This window comes from Synechococcales cyanobacterium CNB (genome assembly GCA_030263455.1).
GTDB lineage: Bacteria > Planctomycetota > Phycisphaerae > Phycisphaerales > UBA1924 > CAADGN01.
In genome coordinates, this window is the sequence record SZOZ01000012.1 from 1 (window position 1) to 26,502 (window position 26,502).

At 67.9% G+C, this 26,502-nt stretch carries 16 protein-coding genes, 1 pseudogene and 1 CRISPR repeat array; of the genes and pseudogenes, 10 read left to right on the forward strand and 7 right to left on the reverse strand.

Annotated features, from left to right (window positions below):
* Window positions 1-50: 50 nt before the first annotated feature.
* Window positions 51-1,075: a CRISPR direct-repeat array (repeat unit 36 nt; unit sequence AGTGTAATCGATCCCAGCCCGCGAGCAACCCGCAAC).
* Window positions 1,076-2,062: 987 nt separating this feature from the next.
* Window positions 2,063-3,835 (reverse strand): sulfate permease, encoded by a 1,773-nt coding sequence (sulP, locus tag FBT69_12215; protein MDL1905557.1) that lies wholly within the window; start codon window positions 3,833-3,835, stop codon window positions 2,063-2,065.
* A 213-nt stretch (window positions 3,836-4,048) separates the two neighbouring features.
* On the opposite strand from sulP, the gene carB reads away from it, so the two are divergent.
* Complete coding sequence (gene carB, locus FBT69_12220; protein ID MDL1905558.1) at window positions 4,049-7,612, forward strand: carbamoyl-phosphate synthase large subunit; 3,564 nt, start codon at window positions 4,049-4,051, stop codon at window positions 7,610-7,612.
* Between the two features lie 15 nt (window positions 7,613-7,627).
* Here the strand turns inward: carB and FBT69_12225 are convergent, their stop codons facing one another.
* Window positions 7,628-8,635 carry a prepilin-type N-terminal cleavage/methylation domain-containing protein gene (locus tag FBT69_12225; protein MDL1905559.1) on the reverse strand — a complete coding sequence of 336 codons (1,008 nt, stop codon included), beginning with the start codon at window positions 8,633-8,635 and terminating at the stop codon, window positions 7,628-7,630.
* 65 nt (window positions 8,636-8,700) lie between these two features.
* The gene (locus FBT69_12230) at window positions 8,701-9,792 is read right to left on the reverse strand and encodes a hypothetical protein (GenBank protein MDL1905560.1); all 1,092 of its coding nucleotides are present in this window, start codon (window positions 9,790-9,792) and stop codon (window positions 8,701-8,703) included.
* 50 nt (window positions 9,793-9,842) lie between these two features.
* Here FBT69_12230 and gndA point away from each other — a divergent pair, with 50 nt between their 5' ends.
* Window positions 9,843-11,399: an NADP-dependent phosphogluconate dehydrogenase gene (gene gndA / locus FBT69_12235; GenBank protein MDL1905561.1), complete on the forward strand. Its 1,557-nt coding sequence runs from the start codon at window positions 9,843-9,845 to the stop codon at window positions 11,397-11,399.
* Complete coding sequence (locus FBT69_12240) at window positions 11,396-12,061, forward strand: GNAT family N-acetyltransferase (GenBank protein MDL1905562.1); 666 nt, start codon at window positions 11,396-11,398, stop codon at window positions 12,059-12,061. Before gndA ends, FBT69_12240 begins: the two co-directional genes overlap by 4 nt.
* Before the next feature lie 31 nt (window positions 12,062-12,092).
* On the opposite strand, the gene FBT69_12245 is transcribed toward FBT69_12240, so the two are convergent.
* Window positions 12,093-14,129, reverse strand: coding sequence for a TolC family protein (locus tag FBT69_12245; protein MDL1905563.1), 2,037 nt, complete (start codon window positions 14,127-14,129; stop codon window positions 12,093-12,095).
* Here FBT69_12245 and FBT69_12250 point away from each other — a divergent pair.
* The 3 genes from FBT69_12250 to FBT69_12260 all read left to right on the forward strand — a co-directional run bounded on the left by FBT69_12250 (window position 14,123) and on the right by FBT69_12260 (window position 18,768).
* Window positions 14,123-16,873 (forward strand): hypothetical protein, encoded by a 2,751-nt coding sequence (locus FBT69_12250; GenBank protein MDL1905564.1) that lies wholly within the window; start codon window positions 14,123-14,125, stop codon window positions 16,871-16,873. The two genes, FBT69_12245 and FBT69_12250, sit on opposite strands and share 7 nt — an antisense overlap.
* 19 nt (window positions 16,874-16,892) lie before the next feature.
* Window positions 16,893-17,438, forward strand: a complete 546-nt coding sequence (locus FBT69_12255) for a bifunctional (p)ppGpp synthetase/guanosine-3',5'-bis(diphosphate) 3'-pyrophosphohydrolase (protein ID MDL1905565.1) — start codon at window positions 16,893-16,895, stop codon at window positions 17,436-17,438.
* Between the two features lie 181 nt (window positions 17,439-17,619).
* Window positions 17,620-18,768, forward strand: coding sequence for a 23S rRNA (adenine(2503)-C(2))-methyltransferase RlmN (locus tag FBT69_12260; protein ID MDL1905566.1), 1,149 nt, complete (start codon window positions 17,620-17,622; stop codon window positions 18,766-18,768).
* Here FBT69_12260 and FBT69_12265 read toward each other — a convergent pair.
* Window positions 18,752-19,570: a prepilin-type N-terminal cleavage/methylation domain-containing protein gene (locus FBT69_12265; GenBank protein ID MDL1905567.1), complete on the reverse strand. Its 819-nt coding sequence runs from the start codon at window positions 19,568-19,570 to the stop codon at window positions 18,752-18,754. The two genes, FBT69_12260 and FBT69_12265, sit on opposite strands and share 17 nt — an antisense overlap.
* 153 nt (window positions 19,571-19,723) lie before the next feature.
* Between FBT69_12265 and FBT69_12270 the strand changes: the two genes are divergently transcribed.
* The 3 genes and pseudogenes from FBT69_12270 (at window position 19,724) to FBT69_12280 (ending at window position 23,964) form a co-directional block, all read left to right on the forward strand.
* Complete coding sequence (locus FBT69_12270; GenBank protein MDL1905568.1) at window positions 19,724-22,426, forward strand: alpha/beta fold hydrolase; 2,703 nt, start codon at window positions 19,724-19,726, stop codon at window positions 22,424-22,426.
* A 180-nt stretch (window positions 22,427-22,606) separates the two neighbouring features.
* Window positions 22,607-22,774: pseudogene (locus FBT69_12275) on the forward strand (prepilin-type N-terminal cleavage/methylation domain-containing protein).
* 959 nt (window positions 22,775-23,733) lie between these two features.
* A complete protein-coding gene (locus FBT69_12280) occupies window positions 23,734-23,964 on the forward strand; it encodes a hypothetical protein (GenBank protein ID MDL1905569.1) in 231 nt (76 codons plus the stop codon).
* Between the two features lie 161 nt (window positions 23,965-24,125).
* On the opposite strand, the gene ric is transcribed toward FBT69_12280, so the two are convergent.
* Window positions 24,126-24,896, reverse strand: coding sequence for an iron-sulfur cluster repair di-iron protein (ric, locus tag FBT69_12285; protein MDL1905570.1), 771 nt, complete (start codon window positions 24,894-24,896; stop codon window positions 24,126-24,128).
* A gap of 150 nt (window positions 24,897-25,046) precedes the next feature.
* On the opposite strand from ric, the gene FBT69_12290 reads away from it, so the two are divergent.
* Window positions 25,047-25,358 carry a hypothetical protein gene (locus FBT69_12290; GenBank protein ID MDL1905571.1) on the forward strand — a complete coding sequence of 104 codons (312 nt, stop codon included), beginning with the start codon at window positions 25,047-25,049 and terminating at the stop codon, window positions 25,356-25,358.
* A 10-nt stretch (window positions 25,359-25,368) separates the two neighbouring features.
* On the opposite strand, the gene FBT69_12295 is transcribed toward FBT69_12290, so the two are convergent.
* The gene (locus FBT69_12295) at window positions 25,369-26,493 is read right to left on the reverse strand and encodes a hypothetical protein (protein MDL1905572.1); all 1,125 of its coding nucleotides are present in this window, start codon (window positions 26,491-26,493) and stop codon (window positions 25,369-25,371) included.
* Between the last annotated feature and the right edge of the window lie 9 nt (window positions 26,494-26,502).

The following is a 26,502-nucleotide window of genomic DNA, read 5'->3' on the forward strand; positions in this document are numbered from 1 at the left end:
GCCCGCGAGCAACCCGCAACTTGGACCTGCCGTTCCCAACGGGGCCAGGGAGTGTAATCGATCCCAGCCCGCGAGCAACCCGCAACTCGCCGTCGGGAACGCTGCACGGGGGGTCCAGTGTAATCGATCCCAGCCCGCGAGCAACCCGCAACTCGGCGCCACGGTCATGCGGGACTCCCCCAAGTGTAATCGATCCCAGCCCGCGAGCAACCCGCAACCGGAGGCCGGCACAACCTCGTAGGCGAACGAGTGTAATCGATCCCAGCCCGCGAGCAACCCGCAACTACCTCCATCGGTCGCTTCCGACGTTCAGCAGTGTAATCGATCCCAGCCCGCGAGCAACCCGCAACTTCACCGCGCTTCGTCCGCGAGGCGGTCGAAGTGTAATCGATCCCAGCCCGCGAGCAACCCGCAACTGCATCCGCTCCACTCGTGTTCGCCCTCAAAGTGTAATCGATCCCAGCCCGCGAGCAACCCGCAACTTGACGGCGCGGATGAACTGATCGCGCCTGAGTGTAATCGATCCCAGCCCGCGAGCAACCCGCAACTGACATGCAGTGCACGCGCGATCTGGAGGAGTGTAATCGATCCCAGCCCGCGAGCAACCCGCAACTGACCAGTGAGCTCCATCTGTCGTCGCAGCAGTGTAATCGATCCCAGCCCGCGAGCAACCCGCAACTCAGGCGCTCTTCTAGCCTAGCGAGTTTGAAGTGTAATCGATCCCAGCCCGCGAGCAACCCGCAACAGCGAGGAATGCGGCGAGCACCACCATCGCAGTGTAATCGATCCCAGCCCGCGAGCAACCCGCAACATGATGGTGTCGTCCATGTTTGGCGGCAGAAGTGTAATCGATCCCAGCCCGCGAGCAACCCGCAACGATCGCAACCCGAGGCCGCAGTGGTGGCGCAGTGTAATCGATCCCAGCCCGCGAGCAACCCGCAACAGAAGCCGCCGGCCTGGTTGCGATAAAACAAGTGTAATCGATCCCAGCCCGCGAGCAACCCGCAACTGCCGACGCTGCTTCAGATGCGGGTGCTCAAGTGTAATCGATCCCAGCCCGCGAGCAACCCGCAACGCGTGTCAACGGCGTGACGTCCATCATCGAGCAGGCGCGAGCCGGCCAATCGGGAACTCGCGCTGGTGACGATGTGGAAGAGAAAGGGCGGCCCCCGGGGACGAACCGGTGCCCCGCCCGAAGGCGGTCCCCAGTTCTTACGTCCGGAACGACCCCCGGGTGGCCGGGAGATTCTTTCGCCCGCACCCGGCTCCTTCAAGCCGGTCAGCCGCATGACGCGCCGCGAGGCGGAACCCTTCCGCACGATGCGGGGAGGTCTCGTGGTCGCACTTCGCCGACACGCCCGCCCCGCCGCGGAAGGGGGGTCACGCTGACGGCGGGCGGCGCGCGCTTCGTGCTCGAACGTGCGCTTCGTGCCCTGTTTGCGTCCGCGCGTTCCTTGCGCTCCGGGTCCGATCATCCTGCCCGCACCTCCACACCCTTCGGCAACCCGGTCGTCCCGTGCCCTCCGGCCGCCCCGGCCACGTCCGACGCGGTTCTCAGGGGCAAAAAGCCCCATTTCGGGCTTTGGAAGGCGTCGCGGCAACTCCTGACCTTCGAACATGAACTCCTGATCTTCGAACCTGAACTCCTCAGGTTCGAACCTGAGCTCCTGATCTTCGAACCTGAACTCCTCAGGTTCGAACCTGAGCTCCTGATCTTCGAACCTGAACTCCTCAGGTTCGAACCTGAACTCCTGATCTTCGAACATGAACTCCTCGGAAGGCGTGCCGAACTCCTCATCACGGCCCCCGGACGCCTCGGATGGCGCCCCGGGAACCCCGCCTTCGCCCGGTAACTCCGCGCCGCGCGACGCGCAACTCCCGCCGAGCGTCCGGGAACAGGCGGGGGATGCAGAGGGCAAAGAGCGGGTGGCAACGCGCAAAGGGCAGAGCGCGAAGAGGGAGGGCGTCCGGTCCTCCGGACCCTCTTCCGTTCCCCTCCGCGCCCTCCGCGTTCAGTTCCACCAGCGTTCGTCGCGCCCTCTGCGTTCAACCCGTCTCACGCTCAGGCGGGCGGCGCGGCCTCCGCGCCCGTCAGTTCCCGCGCCCGACCGAGCGCGCCGTCGATGTGGCTGAACATGTTCTCCAGCCCGAACACCCGGTCCAGCCCCGCACGCACGATCGCGTTCAGCGGCTGCGCGTGCACGCCCGAGAGCACCAGCGTCGTCCCCTGCCGGCGGCACTTGTGGTGGAACTCCTCCAGCGCGTGCAGGCCCGTCGCGTCGATCGCGGGAACCTTGCGCATCCGGAGGATGAAGACCCTCGGCGGCCGCTCCAGCCCCTGCAGCGTGTCCTTCAGACGGTCCGCCACGCCGAAGAAGAACGGGCCGTTGATCTCGTAGACCTCCACCCCGGGCGGCACGACCCGCTTGTCGATCGAGTCGGGGTCGTCAACGGGCTTGTCGCCGTTGGCGTCGGAAAGCTCGCGCGTGATCGCCGCCACGTTCGAGACGTCCGCCATCCGCTTCATGAAGAGCATCGCCGCCAGCACCATCCCCACGCCGACCGCGATCGTCAGGTCCGTGAAGACCGTCAGCCCGAACGTCGTCAGCAGCACCACCACGTCGCTGCGCGGGGCCGTGAGCAGCGAACGGAAGCGGTCGATCTCGCTCATGTTCCACGCCACCACCAGCAGCACCGCCGAGAGCGTCGGCAGCGGCACCAGCTTCGCCAGCGGCGCGGCCGCCAGCATCACCCCCAGCAGCGTCAGCGCGTGCACCATCCCCGCCAGCGGCGTCCGGCCCCCGGACTTGATGTTCGTGACCGTGCGCGCGATCGCCCCCGTCGCCGGAAGCCCCCAGAAGCACGCCGACGCGACGTTCGCCGCGCCCGTCGCCACCAGCTCGCAGTCGGACTTGTGCCGGTAGCCCGTCATCCCGTCCGCCACCACCGCCGAGAGCAGGCTCTCGATCCCCGCGAGGATCGCGATCGTCGTCGCGGCGGGGATCAGCTCGCGGATCAGCTCCGGGCTGAACGCCGGCAGGTGCGGCCGCGGCAGCGTGCCCGGGATGCCCCCGAACCGCGAGCCGACCGTCTGCACCGCGCCGCCCGACGAGGCGTCGAGCTTCAGCAGCCAGACCGCCAGCGAGGCCAGCACGACGGCCACGATCGGGCCGGGGATGCGCGGGAGCCAGCGGCGGAACGCGAGGATCACCGCGAGCGACGCCACGCCGACGATCAGCGTCGGCCAGTTCAGCGTGTCGAGACTGGCGGCGAGCGTCTGCACCTTGGGCACGAAGTCGGCCGGGAGCGAAACGGGCAGGCCATCGATGTCGTGCGGCGTCAGACCCAGGAAGTCCTTCACCTGCGAGGTGGCGATGATGACCGCGATCCCCGCCGTGAAGCCGGTGACCACGGGATACGGGATGAACTTGATCATCGCCCCGAAGCGCGCGAAGCCCATGACCGCCGTGATGACCCCCGCCATGAGCGTCGCGGTGGCGAGGCCCGCGTAGCCGTGCTGGTCGGCGATGCCGTAGACGATCACGATGAACGCGCCCGTCGGCCCGCCGATCTGCACGCGGCTGCCGCCGAGCGCGGAGATCAGGAACCCGGCGACGACGGCGGTAAAGAGGCCCATCGCGGGCGGCGTGAGCCACGGATGAATCGCGGCCAGTTCCGCCGCGACGTGCTCGGGGATCGACGCGATCCCGAACGCCATCGCCAGCGGCAGCGCGACGATGCCGACGGTCAGCCCGGCCGCGAGATCGCCCGCGAGCAGGCGCGCCGTATAGCCCTCGCGGAGACAGACGATCGACTTGGGAAGGAACCGCGGCACGCGATGCCCCGGCCGACGGAGGACGATCCCCACGCCGGCGGACGAGCCGAACTGTACCCGGCAGGCTCGGTTCGGCAAGCCCGCCGCCGCTTTGCCAGCGGGCGACGGATCGCTTACGCTTCCTCGCAGAGGCAGCCCGAACCCCAGCGCGAAGCGCGAACGGAGCAGCCCGGCGGCCGGGCCGGGGTCGCGGCGCAGCCACGGCGGAGAGCGATGCCCAAACGCACGGACATCCACACGATCCTGGTCATCGGGTCCGGGCCGATCGTCATCGGGCAGGGGTGCGAGTTCGACTACTCGGGGGCGCAGGCCTGCAAGGCCCTGCGCGACGAGGGCTACCGCATCGTCCTCGTCAACTCGAACCCCGCGACCATCATGACCGACCCGGCCTTCAGCGACCGGACCTACGTCGAGCCGGTCACGCCCGAGACCGTCCGCAAGATCGTCGAGAAGGAACGGAGCCTGGGCACGCCGATCGACGCGATCCTGCCCACGCTCGGCGGCCAGACCGCGCTCAACTGCGCCTGCGCCCTCTGGGACGGCGGCACGCTGGGAGAGTTCGGCATCGAGATGATCGGGGCGAGCCGAGAGGTCATCCACCGCGCCGAGGACCGCGAGGCGTTCAAGCGAGTCTGCGAGTCGATCGGCCTGGCGACGCCGCCGTCGCGGGCGGTGAACTCGCTGGACGAGGCCCTGGCCGCGCTGGACCGGCTCGGCCTGCCCGCCATCGTGCGCCCCGCGTTCACGCTCGGCGGGTGGGGAGGCGGCATCGCCTACAACCGCGAGGAGTTCGAGACGCTGGTGCGGCGCGGGCTGTCGGCCAGCATGATCGGGCAGGTCCAGGTGGACCGCTCGCTGATCGGCTGGAAGGAGTACGAGCTCGAGGTCGTGCGCGACCGGCGCGACAACTGCATCATCGTCTGCTCGATCGAGAACATCGACCCCATGGGCGTGCACACGGGCGACTCGATCACCGTGGCCCCCGCCCTCACGCTCACCGACAAGGAATACCAGGCGATGCGCGACGCCGCCATCGCCGTGATGCGGGCGGTCGGCGTCGAGACGGGCGGCTCCAACGTCCAGTTCGCCGTCAACCCCAAGCCCGAGGACGGCCGGTTCCACATGGTCGTCGTCGAGATGAACCCGCGCGTCAGCCGCTCCTCCGCCCTCGCCAGCAAGGCGACCGGCTTCCCCATCGCCAAGATCGCGGCCAAGCTCGCCGTCGGCTACACCCTCGACGAACTCCGCAACGACGTGACGGGCACGACCAGCGCGTGCTTCGAGCCGGCCATCGACTACGTCGTCACCAAGATCCCGCGATGGACCTTCGAGAAGTTCCCCGAAGCGGACGAGACGCTGACGACGCAGATGAAGTCCGTCGGCGAGGTCATGGCCATCGGTCGGACCTTCAAGGAGAGTTTCCAGAAGGCGATCCGCTCGCTCGACGTCAAGCGCTTCGGCTTCGGGCTGGACCGCAACGACAAGTGGCTGACCGCGATGCGGGCGGTCGAGGAGCAGCAGCTCGTGCTGGACTTCTCGCCGGGCGCCAAGCCGGGCACCGGCTCCGCCAGCGCGACAGGCCTGCGCACCGCCGACGGCCAGCCCATCGAGTGGCCCATCCCGATCGACAAGCTGGTGCGCAAGCTGACCGTCCCCTGCCAGGGACGGCCGTACTTCATCCGCTACGCCCTCAAGATGGGCTGGAGCGTGAACCGCGTCGCCGAGTTGACGAAGATCGATCCGTTCTTCATCGACCAGATGGCGCAGCTCGTCGAGTTCGAGGACGAGCTGTGCTCGTTCGCCGCGCTCGAGGACGTGCCGCGCGAAACGCTGCTCGAAGCGAAGCGGCTCGGGTACTCCGACGCGCAACTGGCGAACCTCTACCTCCGCCGCATCAGCAGCGAGACGATCCTGAAAGTTCGGGCACGCCGGCAGGAACTCGGCGTCCGGCCCGCCTTCCGCCTCGTGGACACCTGCGCCGCCGAGTTCGAGGCCGTCACGCCGTACTACTACAGCACCTACGAGGAAGGGGTTGACGACGGGGTGATGGATCACGGGACCGAGGCATCGGGGCCGGGAGCGACGGACGCCGACGAGGTGCGGGTCTCGACGAAACCGAAGGTCGTCATCCTCGGCGGCGGGCCGAACCGCATCGGCCAGGGCATCGAGTTCGATTACTGCTGCGTGCACGCCGCCTTCGCCGCACGCGACCTCGGCTTCGAGTCGGTGATGATCAACTGCAACCCGGAGACCGTCTCCACCGATTACGACACGAGCGACCTGCTCTTCTTCGAGCCGCTCACGCTGGAGGACGTGCTCAACGTCGTGGAGCGGCTGAACACCGGGGGCGGCGTGCGGGGCGTCGTCGTCCAGTTCGGCGGGCAGACGCCCCTGAACCTCGCCCACGGCCTCGTCACCGCCGGCGTGCCCATCCTCGGCACGAGCCTCGACTCGATCGACCTCGCCGAGGACCGCGACCGCTTCGACAAACTCCTCGGATCGCTGCACCTCCAGCGGCCGGCGTCCGGCGTCGCACGGTCGCTCGAGCAGGCCGTGGAGATCGCAGGGCGGATCGGCTACCCCGTTCTGGTGCGCCCGAGTTACGTCCTCGGCGGGCGCGGCATGGAAATCTGCCCCGACGAGAAAGCCCTGCGGCACTACGTCACCAACGCCCTCGACCTCAGCGGGCTTGACGACGCGCCGATCCTGATCGACAAGTTCCTCGACGGCGCGGTCGAGGTTGACGTGGACGTCGTCGCCGATTTCGCCCCCGCGGGCGCGCAGGGCGACCAGCAGGCCGGTCGCCAGGCGATTGTCTGCGGCGTCATGGAGCACATCGAGCACGCGGGTGTCCACTCGGGCGATTCGTCCTGCACCGTCCCCCCGTGGTCGCTGCCCAGGCGGCTCACGGAGCGCATCCGCCAGATCAGCCGCGACCTCGCCCGCTCGCTCCGGGTCTGCGGCCTGATGAACGTGCAGGTGGCCGTGAAGGACGACGAAGTCTTCATTCTTGAGGTCAACCCTCGCGCCAGCCGCACCGTGCCCTACGTCGGCAAGGCGAAGCACGCCCCGTGGACGTCCATCGCGGCCAAGGCGATGATGGGCGTCCCCCTCGCCGAGCAGGGCGCGCGCGAACTGCCGGACACGGGGACGTTCGCCGTCAAGGCCCCCGTCTTCCCGTTCCAGAAGTTCCCCGGCGTGGACTTCGTGCTCGGACCCGAGATGCGATCGACGGGCGAGGTGATGGGCATCGACATCTCGATGCCCGTGGCGTATCTCAAGGCCCTTCACGCGGCCGGGGTCAACCTGCCTCGCGAGGGGGGGGTGTTCATTTCGGTCCGCGAGGAGGACCGCACGCGAATCGTGGACGTGGCGCGCTCGCTGCTGGCGATGGGCTTCAAGGTGTTCACGACGCCCGGCACCGGCGAGGCCTTGCGGCGCCACGGCATGAAGCCGACCGTACTCCAGAAGATCGCCGCGGGCGCGAGGCCGAACGTGCTCGACCTGATGGCGGACGGCCAGATCCGCCTGGTGATCAACACGCCGACGCGCACGGGCTGGGGAACGGACGAGGGCAAGATTCGCGCCAACGCCGTTCGGCTGAGCCTTCCCATGATCACGACAGCAACCGCCGCGGCTGCTGCGGTCCGGGCGATCGAGGCAAGGCGAGCCGGCGAGTGGGACGTGGCCGCGCTGCAGGACTATGCCGCTGCCGCGTCCGACCGTCTTCCTCCCCTCCCGATCGTCACGGCGAACGTCGCGCCCGCGACGACGTGACCCGCTCTGACTCGCTCAGTTCTTCTGGCCGGTGTTCACTTCCTCGCCGCCGTAGTCGACGCCCCCGATGCCTCCCCGCGTCCAGCGATAGTGCCCGATGACCCAGTCGCCCAGCGGACCGTTCCCCTTGGCGGGCGGCTCGAAGCCGAGAATCTTGGGGTTGTAGTAGTACGTCGTCGGGTGCTTGGACTTCGGCGCCATGGGGTTGCCGCCCCGGTTGGTGTCGGCGGTCGCCAGCGCCCGCACGGAAGAGTCGAAGAACAGGAGGTTCGCCTTCGCGTCGGGGTAGGCGTGGTAGAGGTCACGCTTGCCGTTGTGGCGATCGTGGAACTCGATCACGTGCACCTTCGCGGCCGGGAACGCAACTTCATGCAGGTACCGGCGGCCGAGTTCCGCGTTTCCGACGTAGAACAGGTTGTGGTCCATGCCGTACTGGCTCACGGTCTCCTTGCCCTTCGCGTTGGAGTCCCACGACCACGACGCGGGCACCCACTGGTACGACGAGCTGTACGGCCACATTTTACGGAACGCTTCGGAGCCGGGCGGGAATGAGGACTCGTTGAACGGATCGTTCTGCCAGGCGATCAACCCCTTATCCTCGGGGCAGGCCGCGATGCGTTCGGGCATCTGCGACGACATGTAGTCCATGATGACAAGGTGCGTGAAGCGCCGGTGCGGGAGACGGTCGGTCAGTTTCGGGATGTCCTCCCGGTGCGCCCGCCGCCGGAGGATGTCCACAGCCTGGTTCATCGCGGCCTGCACGTCGTTGCCGGCGGTGCGCAGGTCGGCCCATTCGCTCGGGCATTCCGTCCGCGTCCACGAGTATGTGCCGATGCGGTTCTGGAAGTCCACGCTGTATGTCGCGCACCCTACGCCGAACTGCTTCATGTTCGAGCCGCACAGGGCCCCGCGCGCCGCCCTCCGTGCCTGACCCAGCGCGGGGAGCAGGATGCCGATCAGCAGCGCGATGATCGCGATCACCACGAGCAGCTCGATGAGCGTAAAGCCGGTTCGCCTGTTCATTGCGGCTCCCTTCTTTTCAGGCACGGTCATTGTGGCAGGTCTTCCCCCGGATCGCAAGCCCCGGGTCACCATTCGTCGGGTGTATCGCCTGCCGCAGCGTCAAGAATGGCCCTGTAGCCCCCGAGGAAGGCCTCACCGGCTGCGCCCCTGAGCAGCAACGCGACGACCACCGCCGAACCCGCTGCTGTGCCCGGATTCAGCATTCCGAGCATCCAAAGACCCGACCCGAACGCCACCATCGTGAGCGAGGCGCCGCGCCCCTGCGATTCCATGTACCGGCGCGCGGATCCCAAGCCCGATCCGGCTCGCCCCAGCGTGAGCCATCCCAAGCCGGCTCCCATCGCCGCCAGGTCGTCGCTCACGAGCAGCACAGCGAGAACAAACGCAACCGGTTGCCACCCCGACGTGAGCGAGGCCGGGTCGAGCAGTGAAGCCAGCCGGGCCGCGCATCCTGCCATCAGCGCCAGGAGCAGGCCTCGGAGAATCCCCCGACCGCGTGCGGAAAGCGGAGCCAGGCGCGACGCGATCGTGCCCGCTGTATACGCCCCCGCCAGCACGAGCAGCACCCAGACCCGATCCGGCGGGGCGAGCGCGGCGATCAGCCCGAACGGAAGGAGAAGCGAGCATCCGAGAAAGAGCCGCGCATCGGTCGAGCGGCCGATCGGTCGGATGCGGCGCAGCGTTACGTGGGTGAACGCGCTCCCCGATCCAAAGGCCGCGCCGAACGCGAGTCCGGTCAACCGGTCGAGGTCGAAGAGCCAGCCCAGAAGAATCGCAACGGGCAGCGCGGTCATGGCGAGCGAAAGGAATGCCGCGCCAAGGGCGGTCAGCAGATCGTGTGGGCCGGCTTGCTGCCCCGCGGAGGATGGACGGCGGCCCGCCCAGCCCGCGGCGAAGATCGCAATCGATAGAATCGCCACAATGCCCGGAGTCGCCGGTTCTGCTTGACTGAAGACGCGCCCCCACAGATCCGGCGCGAGACGACCCGCGATCCCCGGCCCGAGCAGAACACCGGCGATCGAGCCGGTCGCGATCGAACGCAGGGCGCCACTCCGCCCCGCGCCTGCGAGCCGAAGAAGCAACGCAAGAAAGGCCGGGACGCCGATAAGCAGCCCGAGTCGAGCCGCGAACATCAGCAGGGCATGGCCGTCCTGCATAGCGTCGCACTGTAGCGGTTGGCGGGGGCGGCCCCGCCGGGAAGGGTGGCATGGCCGCGGGTGAGCGCAGAAGTTCTGACAACGCGGACATCGGCGTGGTCGGTCTGGCCGTGATGGGGCGGAACCTCGCCCTGAACATGGCCGACCACGGATTCCGCGTCGCCCTGCACAACCGCTCCCCTGAGCCGGTCCGGCAACTCCTGGCGGACTCACCCCCAGGCTCGTTCGGCCGGGGGTGGCGCGGACGCGGGCCGGGTTGCTTCCTTCCCGCGTTCGACATGACCGAGTTCGTCGCATCCCTCCGCAAGCCCCGCGTCGTGCTGCTGATGGTCAAGGCGGGTTCCGCGACCGATGCCGTGATCGAACAGATCGCCCCGTTGCTCGAAAACGGCGACGTGCTGGTCGACGGCGGGAACGCGCACTGGGACGACACGGCGCGACGCGGAACAGCGCTGAGAGACCGCGGCATCCGCTTCGTCGGCTCCGGCGTGTCGGGGGGGGAGGTCGGTGCGCGATTCGGCCCGAGCCTCATGGCCGGTTGCGACACCGACGCCTGGCACGCCCTCGAACCGATCTGGACCGCGATCGCGGCGAAGGTGGACGCACGCACCGGCAGGCCGATCGAGGGGGGTTCACCGGGCAGGCCGGCCGACGCCCCGAACGCCGAGGCCTGCGCGGCCAGGGTCGGCCCCGGCGCGTCAGGGCACTTCGTCAAGATGGTCCACAACGGCATCGAGTACGCCGACATGCAGTTGATCGCCGAGGCGTACGACCTTCTCCGTCGTGCGGCTGGACTCGAACCGCGCGAGATCGCGGCGGTCTTCGCAGAGTGGAACCGGGGCGTGCTGGACTCCTATCTCGTCGAGATCACGGCGGAGGTTCTCGCGCACAAGGATCGTTCCACGGGTCGCCCCTTCGTTGACGTTGTGCTCGACGCCGCCGGCCAGAAGGGCACCGGCCAGTGGACGAGCCAAGCCGCCCTGGACCTCGGCGTGCACGCGCCGACGATCGCCGAAGCCGTCTTCGCCCGCACCATCAGCGCGGATACAGAAGCTCGGCGTGCTGCACGGGAGCGACTGCGCGGGCCGTCCGCTCCGAGGCAGCCCGATCGGAGCGGGTTCATCGACGCGGTGGGCGATGCGCTCTACTGCTCGAAACTGTGCGCCTACGCGCAGGGCTTCACGGTTCTCGCGGCGGCGTCCGCGCGGTGGGACTGGGGCCTGGACTTCGCAACCATCGCACGCATCTGGCGGGGCGGGTGCATCATCCGCGCCCGACTGCTGCACGAGCTGGCGGCCGCGTTCGCCGAGGAACCGCGGCTGTCGAACGTCCTGCTCGCACGCCCATTCGCCGCAGCAACGGCGGAACGGCAGTCGGCGTGGCGCGAGGTCGTGGCGGCGGCCGCGATCTCGGGCGTGCCGACCCCGGCGTTCTCGAGCGCGCTCGCATGGTACGACTCGCTCCGAGCCGACCGCCTTCCCGCCGCGCTCGTCCAGGCGCAGCGCGACTTCTTCGGCGCACACGGCTACGAACGCATCGACCGCCCGCGCGGCGAATCGTACCACCTTGACTGGCCGCACCCCGACAGGCCGGAGGTGCGGACATGAGACGGCGGCGCAGCGCGCAGCGGACGATCTCGGCACGCGACGCCATCGCGGACCTCGCGCCGTTGCGGCCGGTCATCGTCGAAAGCCGATCGCTCCTCCGAACATCGCGGCTCACGCTGCGCCCGCTGCGCGAGAGTGACCGCGACGAATATCTGCGCGTCATCCGGGCGAGCCGGGACCATCTCGACCGCTTCAGCCCCCTGCACCGACCCGGTGAATCGGACGACGACCTCTTCCTCCGGCAACTCGAGCTGACCGAGGCCGGCGACCGCACCGGCACCGGCTGGCGACGTGTCGGCGTGCTCGACGACGGCCGCATCGCCGGCGTGTTCAATCTCAACGCCATCCGCCGCGGGCTTTGCCTCGAAGCGGACGCCAACTGGTGGATCGCCGCGGACTGCATCCGCCGCGGCCTGGCGGTCGAGGGGGTGCGCGCCATGCTGGACTACGCCTTCCTCGACCTGCCGAAGGGACTCGGCCTGCACCGCGTCTTCGCGGGCATCCAGCCCGAGAATGAGGCGAGCCTTCGCATGGCGGCGCGGCTCGGCTTCGTGCGCGTCGAGGGAGGGGTGTCGAGTTACCTCCACGCAGGGGGACGGTGGGAGCGCCACGACGTCTATGTCGCTGACGCGCTGGGGCAGGTGCGCGAGTCCTCTGAATAGGAACGTCGCCCTTTCGTGCCCATACGTCTGGTTACGGCGTCTCGGGCTGCTCCGCCGGCGCTTCGATCTCGTCCGGCGGCACGATGACCGGCAGTTTCTCGTCGTCCTCGCCCAGAAGCCGGGCGTAGTCGAGCGGGATGTGCTCGACGCGGACGTCCATACCAGGCAGCGGCTCAAGCGAGCCGTCCAGTCGGACGCGGAGCTGCCCGGACGCGAGCAGGTAGTTCAGCACGGCGATGCGCAGGTCCGTCAACGCCTGGTCGCGGTCGTTCTGCGAGTTGAGCAGGTCGGTCAAGGCGTCGAGTTGCGTGCGCGTATCCACGAGGTCGGCCCTGATGCGCTGCTCCTCGAGCCGGCGCTCGTTGATCTGCACCTGCCGCTCCGCGAGTTCGAGTCGGAAGCGGGCAAGATCGATCTCGCGGACGCGGCGGCGAACGTCCACGACAACGTCGTCGCTGAACCGCTCGTACGCGCGCTGCTGCCGGTCGCGATTCAGGAGGGCCTGCCTCAGCTGGAGCCGCTCGATCTGGCGGTCGAGCGGCAGCGAGAGCGTCATGCTCGCCTCGTAGCGGGTCTCGTCAGGGTCGAACGCGACGCCTCCCTCCCGCGCGTCGGGATCGGTGGGAATGCCCACCTGCGCGCCGACTCCCAGGTCCGGCAGAAGGTTGTTGCGGGCCACGTCCACGTTCCGTTGCGAGTCGAGCAGCCTGTCGCGCCGGTTCTGGAGATCGAGCCGATACGCCAGCGCGGCCCGTGTCGCCTCATCCAGGTCAACAACCGGCGCGGTCAGGCCGAAACTGACGCCCGAGAGGCGAACGGAGGTCTCGACCGGGATGCCGAGACGCACCTTGTAGCGGTCCAGTTGCAGCGTGAACTGCTCTCGCAGGCTCGCCAGCGTCGAGACCGCCTGCAGCACGCGGTTGGTCGCGTTGTTCAGGTCGAACTGGCTGATCCGCCCGGCCTCGAACTTCGCACGCTGCTGCTCCTCGAACAGACGAAGGCTCTGCAACTGCGAGACCTGGTTGTTGATGCGAGCCGCGGCCTGAAGCAGGCGGAAGTAGTCGTCCGCGATGCTCACGAAGTAACTCCGGCGAAAGTGTTCGAAGTCACGGGCCGCGTAGACAAGATCACGCTCCGACTGGATCAGGCTCTCCTGCGCAACCGTACCCGCCCCCCTGAGCAGCGGCATGTTCGCGTCGAAGACCAGTTCCGAAGACTGCCGATACTGGCCCGAGACGCTCGACCGCAGGTCCTCGGTCGCACGCCACACCCAGCGGGCCTCCGCCTGCCCCCCGTAGGGCAGCCTCTGGTTAGCCCGCAGCGTGTTCACCACGCGGAGCGCGTTGTCGAAGCGCCCCTCGTCGCCCTCGCCCGAGAGCGAAACGCTCGAATCGTTGAACAGGCGCGGGCCCCACCGGTGCCGTTCGATCAGCAGCCGGATCGCCGCGACCAGGTAGTCCTCCTCCGCGTCGCGGTACTCACGGCCTTCGAGCTGCGCCACCTCGAACGCACGGTCAAGCGTCAGCGGGATGTACTCGCCCGCTCCACCCCCCGCGGCCTGCTCGTGAAACCGCCGCAGGCGCTCGTTCACCCTACGCAGTTCCTCGTCGGCCGATTCCGCCTGCTCGCCCGGAACGTACGACAGCGCACCGGTCGCCGGGTGCCCGGACCCCCGGCGATGAAGCCGCCATCGCCCGCGAGCGATCCTGAACGACCTTGGCGAGTTGACGATCGATCTTCGCCATCCCCCCCCCACAGCCGGCGGCAAGAAGCAGGAGGGACATGCAGCCGAGACCCGCCCACACATGGGAGCGGCGGCAGACGATCGGGCTATGGAAGGTGCCGTGCTTAGACATCGCGGCCGCTCAGATCGGACGGGGGGGGCGAAGGTGTGAAAAAGAGCACTGTGTCCTCCTGACAATAGCCAAACATTGTGGCCGATCGTTCGGCACGCACCTATTCTGATCCTCTCCCGCACGGACTCGTGGGGCGGCCGCGGCAGCCAACCGGAACCGGGGCCAGAGCGTAGCCCCCGGCCGCCGCCCCTTCGACGGAGAGCCAATGCCATCGGTCACCTTTGACGGCAGGAGCCTCCTGCTCGACGGACGACGACTCTGGATCGTCGGCGGCTCCATCCACTACGCCCGCCTCCCAAGGGAAGTCTGGGCTGATCGCATCCGCGCCGCACGTTTCGCGGGACTCAACACGGTCGAAGCCCCGGTCGTCTGGGCCAGGCACGAGCCGCGTCCGGGCCAGTTCGATTTCGCGGGCGAGAACGACCTCCGATCCTTCGTGAAGATGGTCGGCGAAGCGGGGATGCACTGCATCCTCCGGCCGGGTCCGTATGTCGGGTCCGGCTTCGACCTCGGCGGGCTTCCCCCGTGGCTCACTTCCCTTCCGGGACTGCGCCTTCGCACCCAGAACGGTCCGTTCCTCGAGGCGTGCTCTCGCTTCATCACCGCGCTCGCCAAGCAGGTCGCGGACCTGCAGGTCACCAGCAGCGGGCGCGGCGGCCCCCTGCTGATGATCCAGAACGAGCACGCGTGGACCTGCGGGCATGATGACCTCGCGCACGCCTACCTCGGCGAGTTGCTCAGGTATTACCGGGAAGCCGGCTTCAGCGTTCCCGTCATCAACGCCAACAACCTCTGGCAGTCCGTCGAGGGCGAGATCGAGTGCTGGTCCGGAAGCGACGAGATGCTCTCCGCGGTACGGCAACTCGGCATCGTCCGGCCTCGCAACCCACGAATCGTGATCGACCTGCGGATCGGACACGCCGCTTCCTGGGGTCAGCCCGCGCCAGACCCGCTCACGACTCCAGCCATCATGCGTTCGGCGGCACAAGTGTTGGCCGCGGGAGGGCAGTTCGTCGTCAACCCCTTCGCCGGCGGGACGAACTTCGGGTTCTCGGGAGGCAGGCTGCACACGGCTCACGAGGCCTTCGTCACAGCGTCCCACGATCAGGGCGCGCCACTCTCCGAAACCGGTGATCTGACCGAGTCAGGGCGTGCCCTGCGCAGACTCTGCACGTTCGCGTCCCAGTTCTCACGCATCTTGGCGAACCTCGACCCTGATCAGCGGCCCGTCCTGATGGACCCGGCCGCCATTCCCGGACATGGCATGGGGATGAGTCTGGCCCATGTCCAAGGAACGCACGGCGGCGTCGCGTTCGTATTTGACGACCCGCCCGCACGTTCACGGGCACTTCGGTATGCGCACATCGTGCTGCCGGACGGTTCACCCGTCGCGGTCCCGCTCTCCGCCCAGGGCGTGGCGTGGTGCCTGCTCGGCACGCGAATCGGGGCACGTTCGGAGATCGACTACTGCGCGCTCAATGCCCTCGCGACGTTCGGCCGGGTGCTGGTCTGCTTCGGCCCGGAAGGGTCGCGCGGCGTCGTCTCGGTCAACGGCTCTCCTCTGGAAGTGGAAGCACCACGGGGCAAGTCCGTCGATCCCTTGGTGGTCGAGCATGAAGGCGTCGTGCTGGTCGTGCTGAGCGAGGAGCAGGTGGATCGAACGCTCGTGCTGGATGACGCCATCATCTTCGGTGCGGCGAGAGCCGACGCCGCGGGTCAGCCCGTGCCGGCCGCAGGCGCGCGCCACATGACGCGCATCGACGGCGAAGGCCGCGCGGAACGGATCAAGATCGCCTCCGCCCCGGCAATGGCACGCAACTCCGCGCCGTCCTTCGGCGTTTGGGAGGCCGCCCCCGCCGACGACTTCGCCGCCGGCACCAGCCAGCGATACGCCGTCATCGCTGGGCCTGACGACCTGACTCGCCTCGGCGCGCCCTACGGCTACGGCTGGTACCGTCTCACCTTCCGTTCGTCGAAGGCAAAGCGTGTGAAGATGACCTTCCCTCACGCCGCTGATCGCCTCCACCTCTTCCTCGACGGCGAATCGCAGGGGATCATCGGCACCGGACCGGGCGCGGACCTCGACCCCGTTCTCCAGCTCCGCAAGGCCGAGCACACGCTCGTCGCGCTCGCCGACAACCTCGGCAGGCTTTCCGGCGGCGTGCACCTCGGCGAGCCGAAGGGCCTCTACGGGCACGTCTGGGAGACGACCAACTTCCGATCGGGCCGCATGAAACTCAGCGAGGAATCGCCGATCGAGCTGATGTCGTTCCGCACTCCCCTGTGGGAAGTGCGCCAGGGCGACGTCACCCACCCGATGCGCGCGACGTGGACGCTCCCCCACCGCCGAAAGACGCCGATCATCGTGACCATCGGCTCCTTCGTCGGGCGCGGCCTCGTCCTGCTCAACAACAAGCCCATTCATTACCTCGACCGCCCCGGCCCCGATCGCCTCGTCCTCGACTCCGAGATGCTCAGCCGCGGCAACAACACGCTCCAGATCGCCCTCGCGGCGGACTCCGTCGGCCCCGAAGGCGCAGAGGCGATGCTGAACTCGCTCGCCCCGTCGGTGCAGATCGTCGAAGGCACCAGGTGCATCTCGGAGAAAGCAGAATGGGCGTTCGCCGCGTGGGAACCACCGCCCTCGCACGCTTACTCCGATCAGCACAAGGCCGGCGGCCGGCGCGGACCCGTCTGGTGGCGCACCTCGTTCAAGGCGACGGACGACCGACCGCTCCTCCTCGACCTCACCGGCATGACAAAGGGGCAAATCTTCCTCAACGGACGCAATGTCTCGCGGTACTGGGTCGCCACGGCGACGGGCAAGGGCGTTCCGCCGCAGACGCGCTACCTCCTCCCCGGCCCCTGGCTCAAGCCCGGTGCGGAGAACGTGCTGCTCCTCTTCGACGAGCACGGCGGCAACCCCTCGCGCACGAGCCTGATCCACGCCGGGTAGCCTTTCTCGGAGCACGCCGATGCCGATCGATCCCACGCGCTGGCAACAGGCAGCCTCGTTCGCCGCACGTGCCCACCGCCACGCCCTGCGCAAGGACGGACGAACGCCCTACTACGCGCACCCCACGAGAGTCGCCCTCATCGTCGCTGTCGTCTTCGGGTGCGAAAACCAGGTCGCGCTGTGCGCTGCACTGCTGCACGACACGATCGAGGACACGGACACGGACTACGACGACCTGCTCGAGGCCTTCGGGCCGGAAGTCGCCGACGCCGTTGCTGCGCTCACCAAGAGCATGATCCTCCGCGAGGACTTGCGCGAGCCGGAGTACGACGCACGCCTCGCTGCCGGCCCTTGGCAGGCTCGGCTGGTGAAACTCGCTGACCAGTACGACAATCTGTGCGAGCTCGACAACCGCCCGGACGCCCCGCCCGGGAGTGCCAAGCGCGCCCAGGCCATCGAGCGCGCCCGAAGGGCGATCACGCTCGCGCAGGCCGACGCCGCCCGAGAGTGCGTCGCCCGTGGCATCGAGGCGCTCAGCGCTCTCATGGCAAAACTCAGGCCGTGACACGCGATCCCGGCCGCCCGCACGAGTGCGAACTCACCACCCATGCCTCAGTGCCCCGTGACTTGGCGTCCTTTCTGCTGTTCAAGCCACGCTGCCCTGCGGCAGCCTCCGCACTCTTCGACGCAGAGCCGATCCCGTTCGACGCTCTCTTCGAACCCCCATCGCCGCCATACACTCCCCTGTGCCCGACGTGACACCCAGCCCGCTCGCCCTCCCCTCGGTCGCTTTCGCCGACGCCTGCGCTCGGGCCGGGCTTTCCTCTCGCGTTCGTGCCCTCGACGACTACCGCGCGTTCCACCGTGCCGGCGTGATCGCTGACTGGATGAACGACGCCGCGCTCGCCGGCCCGATCGTGCGTGAACAGCGCGAGGCGGTTGCAGAAGGCACGACGATCAAGTTCCTTCAGCGGCTGGAGCGAGGCACGGTCGCCGATCGCTTCCCCGAACACGTTGCCCTGCACGTCGAGAGTGTCGTCATCCCGATGATCGGTCGCGGCGGGGCGCGGACACACACGCTCTGCGTCTCCAGCCAGGTCGGGTGCGCCATGGGCTGCACGTTCTGCGAGACGGCCCAGATGGGCCTCGTTCGCTCGCTCACGCCCAGCGAAATCGTCGGCCAGTGGTGGGCGGCGCGGCACGTTCTCGGGGCGCCGATCCGCAACGTCGTGTTCATGGGCATGGGCGAGCCGCTCGACAATCTCGACGCGGTGCTCGACGCCGTCGCCATCCTGACCGATCACGACGGCCCGGGTATCGCCACGTCGCGCATCACCATCTCCACGGTCGGGCGGATCGACGGCCTGCGACGACTTGCGACGGTGATGGACCGACCTGGGTGGCGGCGGCTCGGCCTGGCCGTCAGCATCAATGCCCCGAACGACGCCACACGCTCCGCCATCATGCCCGTCAACCGCGCAATGCCTTTGGCGGACCTGCGGGAGGCCATCCTTGCCGTGCCCGGCCTCGGACGCGCCCGCAAGATCTGCTTCGAATACGTCATCATCCCAGGCGTGAATGACGAGCCTCACCACGCCGACGAACTCGCGGAGTACCTCCGCCCCTTCACGGCCTGCGGGTCAAGCGACGGCCTGACCCGGGGCATGGTGAACGTCATTCCCTACAACCCGCGACGCAACTCCCCCTGGCCCGCTCCGATAGAGGAGAGCATCGAGCGGTTCGTGGGCCGGCTCGTCGCACGCGGCCTCTTCGTGCGCCGGCGACGCACCAAGGGTCGCACCCTCATGGGCGCGTGCGGCCAACTTGGCACCGACGAGATCAGACGCAGGCGGTTCGTGGGGCCGGGCGCGGGGGGCGTCATCGCGGGTTGTTGATCCAGCCGTAGGGCCGGTTCCACTGCGTCCCGTAGATGCGGTACCAGTGGTCAGGCCCGCGAGTGGACGCGAAGACGTCGTTGGCCTCGAAGTCGCGATTCCCCTGGTAGCGAGGTTCGTCGCCGTCGTTGGGACCGACGAAGAGTTCGGTCGAGCCGTCAACAAACCACATGTATCCACCCTTGAAGTGGCGGATCGTGACCTGGTCCTGATTCCCCCACAGGCCGTCGCGGATGGCGTCGTTGTACCACCATGTGCTCTCTTCCACGAACACGAACACCGACCGGAAGTACGTCAGTTGCGGCAGAAGCGCGGGCGGCAGCTTCGCGGGCGAGTTGTAGTTCGGCGGGATGTACGCGCTGCGAACCTCGGACCCCAGCCGATACCCGCTCGTGAACGTCTGCATGGAGTAGTCGAAGTCGAGCTCCGACGTGCCCCCGTACCAGTTCGAGTTCTTCTTGTAAGTATCCCGGTTGTTGCGGCCCTTGCGCTTGTTCGTCGGACACGCCAGGATTTCTTCCGCCTTGTTCACGTACTCGTACAGGTGTCCAGGCGCATCGTTCAGGCCGTCGCCGTTGGAGTCCGTTCGCGCCCAGTCCCACGAGAACCAGATCTCGTCCTTGTTGTCCTGGGCGTACATCGTGCTCGCCTTGCCGATCTGGTCCACATTCGACATGCACAGCGTGGACTGCGCCACCGCCCGCGCCTTGCCCAGCGCCGGCAGCAGAATCCCGATCAGCAGCGCGATGATCGCGATCACCACCAGCAACTCGATGAGCGTGAACGCCCTGGTCCGCACCATGCCCGTCGCCCCTTTCGCGACCACCCACGGGGAGAACTCCCCCTGACAGCATACAAGACCCGTCCACCGAATCCAAACGATCCTCACAAGAACCGGTCGGGGTTCACGCTCGTGGCGTAGACTCCCGGGCCGAGGCTCCGAGAACGGCCTCAGATGCCACCCCGCGCCACCAAGCCGCCATCCCGTCTCCGGAGAACCGCACGGGTTACCGTCGCGGTCTACCTCGCGCTTCTCACGGCCTCGCACGCCGTCCAGAGCCTCGTCGGCTCGTGGTACGTGCCTCCCCCCGCAGAGGTCGGCGCACGCATCGTCGAGATCCATGCCACGGACGAGGACGGCCCGGTCCCCGACCGCACCACGTCCATTGCCTACCTCGAGTGGGGCAGCGACCTTGCCGCACCGCATGCCCCCGTCGTCCTCCTCCATGGTTCACCCGGCCAGGCCCTCGACTTCGTCCGACTCGGCCCACTCCTCGCCCGCGACCGCCGCGTCATCGCCATCGACCTGCCAGGTTTCGGAAACTCGACCGCGCTCGCTCCGTCGTACTCCAACCGTGCCCACGCCCATGCCGTTCTCGAGGTCCTCGCCGCGCTCGACATCGAGCGCGCCCACCTGGTCGGTTGGTCGAACGGCGGCGGCGTCGCTCTCCACGCCGCGGACATCGCCCCAGACCGCATCGCCTCGATCGCTCTCGTCGCCGCAACCGGCGTGCAGGAGACCGAGGGCACCGGCAGCTACTTCTTCGAGCGTGTCAAGTATGCCGCCGGGTTCGTCGCCGTGGTCATCGTGCCGGAACTCGTCCCGCACTTCGGCGCCCTTGCCGAGCGCGGCATGCGTCACGCCTTCATCCGCTCGTTCTGGGACACCGACCAGCGCCTCGTCGAGCCGGTCATGGAGCGGTTGACCGTGCCCGCGCTCGTCCTCCACGGGCACGACGACTTTCTCGTGCCCGCGTGGGGCGCGGTCGAGCATCACGAGCGCATGCCCACGAGCCGCCTCGTGCTCATTGACGCCTCGCACTTCCTCCCCTTCCTCCAGGCGGAAGAGACGGCCACGCACCTGCTCTCGTTCCTCGCCCGCCACGACATTCCCGGTGTGCCCCCTCTAACGTACGCCGCCGATCTCGCCCCGGACCCGCGAGTCGGCGTGGTCGGGAAAGCCGCTGAGCTTCTCGACGCGATCCGCGTGTTGCCGTGGTGGGCGGTCGGCGGCACGTTCGTTCTGCTCGCCCGCCTGCGACCGGAACACGCCGCCGTGCTCGCGGGCCTGCTGGTGGCCACGCTCCGGCTGGACTTCGGCCTGGCCGCCTTCGCACTCGCTGCGGGACTCTCGCTCCGTGCCCTCTCGAATGCACTTCCCGCGCTGCGCTGCGGCTTCCTCGACCCCGCCGATATGGACTGGGCACGCCGGTTCGCCGGCGCGACGGCCGCACGTCGCGACGACCCGCTCCCTCAGCGCACGCTCTGGCACACCTTCACCGCCGTCCTGGTTTCCTGCTTCCAGCCCTGGCAGCGAGACGAAGCATCGCACGCCCTCGGTTCGCTCCGTGCCCTCGGCCCGGCCGCGATGCTCGGCCTCGGCGCCGGCTCGCTTCTCTGGGCGACTCTGGTTCTCGTCGCCGCGACTGTCGCTGCCCAGGCCGTGCTCGAACCCCTCGAAGACTCGCTCGGTCTCGCGGGCGTAGCGCTCGCGTGTGTGGGCACGGTCCTCACCGTCCGCGCCGCGACCCACGCCGTGACATGGTCGGGCCGGGGGCGACTCCTCGCAGCCCTCGACCGCCTGCCGCGCCACGAGTACTGGCCCCCCTTTGTCTTCTACCTTCCACTCCTGCCATGGATCGCCTGGCTCTCCATCCGCCATCGCGGCCTGATGATCTGGACCTGCTGCAACCCCGCCATCCCCTACGGCGGCGGAATCGTCGGCGAGAGCAAGACCGAGATTCTCCGTGCGCTCTCCGCCGCCGGACCAGCCGTCATGCCCTCCGCCCTCATCGAACCCGCCTCCGTCAGCGAGCGACTCCACGCCCTGCGGCGCACGATGCTCCATCCACACGACGTCGGACCCTACCCCGTCGTCCTCAAGCCCGACACCGGGCAACGCGGCTACGGCGTCCGCCTGATCCGCTCCGATGACGATGCTCGACGCTACTTCGAAGCCATGCCCCGGGCCGTCGTCGTGCAGGCCTACCACCCTGGCCCGCACGAGTGCGGCATCACCTGGGTCCGCGACCCGCACGCCCCACCCGGCCGCATCGGCCGTATCTATGCCGTCACGCGCAAGGAGTTCCCCTTTGTCGTGGGCGACGGCCGGCGCACGATCGAAGAACTCCTCTATCGCGACCGTCGCTACCGCCGGCAGGCTGCTGTCTTCCTCGCCCGCTTTGCAGGCTCACGCGCCTGGGTACCATCGGACGGCGAGCGAGTCCGGCTCGCCCAGTCCGGCAACCACGCTCAGGGCACCCTCTTCCGCGACGGCGCGGACCTCATCACCCCCGCACTCGAAGCCCGCATCGACTCGATCATCGCAGCCTATGCCTCTGCGGTCGGCACGCCGACAGACCCCGGCATCGACTATGCACGCCTCGACGCCCGGTACGAGTCCGACGACCTGCTCCGCGAGGGGCACGGCATCGGCATCGTCGAACTCAACGGCACCACCGGCGAGCCGACCAACCTCTACGACCCGGGCCGGGCCGTCGTCTGGGCGTATTCGGTGCTGTTCGGGCAGTGGTCGCACCTGTACCGCCTCGGGGCATTGCGGCGGACGCAGGGTGTCAGACCGATCGGGCCTCGATCGCTCCTGGCAGCGTGGCGTGGATTCGCCCGGGGCAGACCCCCCTTCGGTGTGGCGGACTAGCCGGCAAGGCCCGGTTGTGTTCCCACTGGCTTGCTGAACCCGATCTGAGTATGATGCGAACAAGGGGTACGGAGGGCCGGTTCTGGCCTTCCGGCAAAGTGGACGATCCGATCACGAAGGCCGCACAGCCGCAGCCGGTCGCCCGAAGCTCCGGACAGGCAGAACCAGAGGAGACGCCCCATGGCACACAGAGCACGCCGCGGATTCACGCTGATCGAACTGCTGGTGGTGATCGCGATCATCGCCCTTCTGATTGGACTCCTGCTACCCGCCCTCGGAGAGGCACGCCGCGCTGCACGAAACGTCATCAGCCAGTCGAACCTGAGCCAGCTGGTCAAGATCGGCCTGCTCTACACAGGCGAACACCGAAACTCATTACTCAACCCCTTCTGCGCTCCCGGCGAACGTGGACCGCTGGCGACGATCAACGACGGCAACAATGCATGGAACGGCGTCATGAAGCCTGTCTCCGAATACCTCTTCAAGTTCAACGACACCACTGGTGGAGGCATGTGGAACAGCGAGATGTACGCATTCCACTGGTATTCGCTTACCGCCAGCTGGCTCAGCGAGGGGGACTACGCCTCGGACGTCCAGTTCTCGCCATCCGACCCCAAACCAAAGCAACGATTCCTCGATGAGATTCTCGGCGGCGGAAGTCATGAACAGTGGATATGGGACACCTCGTACTGCTACTCGCCGACAATGTGGTTCTCCGCTGCTCGATACAAGAACCGTCCTCGCCCGAGTGCATCGGGCACCGCAGCAGCCGCGATGGTCCGCAGAAACACGATTGATGACGTGACCTTCCCCGAACTCAAAGTCATGATGTGGGAGCGATTCGACACCTCGCAGAAACGTCGCAACCAGATCGCCTACTCCACGCCAGACGCTTCGAGCGGCACCCCCGCCGGAAGCATGAGCTTCTTCCCCAACTGGAACAACCCGGGAGCAGACCCCAACATCGGTCTTGTTGACGGCAGCGTCATCAAGTACGATCTCGACCAGGTCTATCTCGCTCTGCGAGACCAAAACCAGCCGCGAACCAAGGACTCCCTCACTCCGACAGACGTCTGGAACCCGCTCGCCGGCATCCTCAACAAGTACGCCATGGCCAAAGACAATCTGGAAAACGGTTCATCCACCGATCCCGGCGTCTACCCCGCCTTCTTCTGGGCCACCAAGGACGGCGTCCAGGGTCGCGACATCATCCGCTGACTCGAATCGGAACTCACTCGCATCGCACGGGCGCGTCGGCGGAACCGACGCGCCCTTTCTTCTCGCCTCGAACTCGACGGGGTACACGCATGGACGAGAAACGCAAGAAAATGATTCTCGGTGTGGCCGCGGGCGTCATCGGCCTGCTGGCGATCATTCTCATCGCGAGATCGATCCTCGGCGGCGGCACTGCCCCCGAGAGCGCGGAGTATGAACGTATCAAGCGAGAGGGGGGTAACACACCCCCACCGACGCCGACTCCGGCAGCCGACGATGGCACCGAAGCCGGTTCAGGCAGGCGACCCACTCAGCCGGAGTGAAACCACATCGGCGCGGCCGCGCCGAGTTTCATGCCACCGAGTTCGGCTTTGCGAGCTCGTCGCCGCGGGCGCGAACGGCGGCGTGTGGAGCACCGACTTCGACTCAGAGCAGCCGAAGTCGGTGGTATGGCACTACGCGCGCGGTTTCGCCAGCAGCCTCGTTATCGCTGCAATCCCCCACACGATGCGCACGCGGTGGGCGTCGGATCGTGCGGAGAAGATGATGGCGCCACGCCTTCGTCTCGGCGGATGCGTTCACGGACACGCGGGAAGAGGATGTTGTTCTCCTTGTGAACGTGCCGGTGCATGTCGGATTCCAGCGCACGCAGCCCTTCGAGCAGCGCCCGGTACGTGCCGCACGCGTCCATCGGCACGGCGAACCCGCCGGTCAACTCTCGCATCCGTTCGAGGGCACGGCCGGCGTCGTCGTGCTCCTGCTCCATCACGGCGATCGGCGCGCCAATGCCCCTGATGGTCTGCCCTGACTCGACCGCGCGGATCGCGGGAAAGAGAATCTGCTCCTCCTTGTGCATGTGTGCGGTCAGTTCAGCAGCGAAGCCACGAAACACCTTCGCGACTTCGTGCATCTCCGGTCGGCGTTCGCCGTGGGCCTTGACGACGCGATCGAGCCGCGCCGCGAGGGCGGGCAACTCGCGCCGAACGAACTGGTGGTGAGTGGCCTCGATGTGGTCGCACAGGTCGCCGAGGCTCGCGGTGCGCCAGTCCCGCTCATCGCCGGTCTGCACCGACGCGGTGGCTTCCAGACCCGACACCACCTCCCGCAGGTCGAGGCACTTGTGTTCGACGGCCTCCGCAAGCGTCTTGCGGCCTCCGCAGCAGTAGTCGATGCCAAAGCCCTCGAGAGTCGTGGCAACGGCCGGGTATCGGGCGACGATCTCGCCCACCGTCATGGTCGGGGTGATGGCGGTCATGGGGCCTCCTTGCTGAAAGAGCGATATCGTATAATCGGATAAACAACTCGTCAATACGCGGGTTCGCGGTTTCTGCCAAAATCATCGCGTATTCGCGTTTAGTTCGGTGTTGATCGTGCGGAATCGTTGAAGCGCGCCGATGATGCCCTCATGCCGAAGGGGCGTACGAGGCGGACACCGTGGCTGGCGATCGGCGTGCTGCTGCTGGTTGCCGCGGTGGGAGTGGGTGCGGTCGAAACCACGCGGAACCTGAACCGGCTGGAACGAACGGTCGGCGGCACGGTGGTGTACGTGGGGTACACGAAGTTTGTGCGGGCCGTGGAGCGGTCACCGTGGACGCTCACGCTCGCGCTCGCGGGCGGAGTGGCGGTTGCGGTCGGGCTTGCAGGTCGCGCCTGCGGTGTGGGCGGGCGCCCGCGCCGGCATCGCCGCGCACGGCCCACACGCTCGCGCCGACGATGAGCAGAGCCTGTCACGCCTCCCCCATCGGATCGAGGCTCCAGAACCTCGCCCAGTTGCCCCAGGCGAAGCCGTGAATCGCCTCGTCGGTCCAGCCTCGGGAAACGAGGGCGTCGGCGATGCGGTGCAGGTCCGCAGGCGAGTCGATGCCCAGCGGCAGGTCGTTGGCTGTCAGTCCGCCGTCCATGTCCGACCCGAGCGCGACGCCGCGTGTGTGCCCCATGACCGCACAAACGTGCTCGACGTGGGCGATCAGGTCGTTGATCGTCGGGCGGTCCTCGGGGTTCGAGCGGTCGATGCCCACCTTGATGAAGTTGCGGACCAGGTTGACGCCGACGATCCCGCCTCGACGGCCGATCTCGCGGACCGTCTCGTCGGCCAGATGCCGCTGCCAGTCCTTGTTCTCATGCCCACCGAGCAGGGCACGGCAGTTGGAGTGCGAGGCGATGACCGGGCGATCGGTGTGCGCCAAGAGTTCGTCGGTAGCCCGCTGTGAGAGGTGCGTGAGGTCGTGGACGACGCCGAGTGTGTCCATCGCGCGGGCGAGTTCGCGGCCGAGGTCGGTCAGGCCTCCGTCCGTGCCGTTGCCGCCGGCGTACCGCGAACCGCGCCACCACGCCATGCCGATGGCGATGACGCCGCGCTCGGCCCACCACAGAAGTTCGTCCGGCGTGGTGATGGGGTCGGCGCATTCCATGAGGATGCCGAGGAAGAGCCGCGAATCGCGAGGCTTGAATCCCGGGTCTTGAGACGGGTGACTCGCGGATACGGGTTTGGATGTTGCGGATTGCGTGGTCGTGGATGCGCGGGGTGGAAGGAACGAGGCGACGCCGGCATCGCGCCAGGCGTGGTAGACGGCCAGTTGGCGGAGGCCCGCGCGGTGCGCCGCGGCCGCGTCGCCGACGGGGTAGGAGTACGAGCCGGCCTGCTCGCCGCCTGTCGGCGCATCGACGATCGCCTCGGTGAAGATCGTCCCGAGGCACGCCCGAACGCGGCCTTCGTGCAGCGAGGGAAGCGTGACCGCCGCCGGAGCCAGCGGACCACCGCAGGATTCGAGGGGCGCGTGCAAGTCTCGCCCCAGTTCCACCAAGTAGGCAAGGTCGAGGTGGCCGTCGAACCAGATAGGGGCGTCGGGCATGACGGCTGG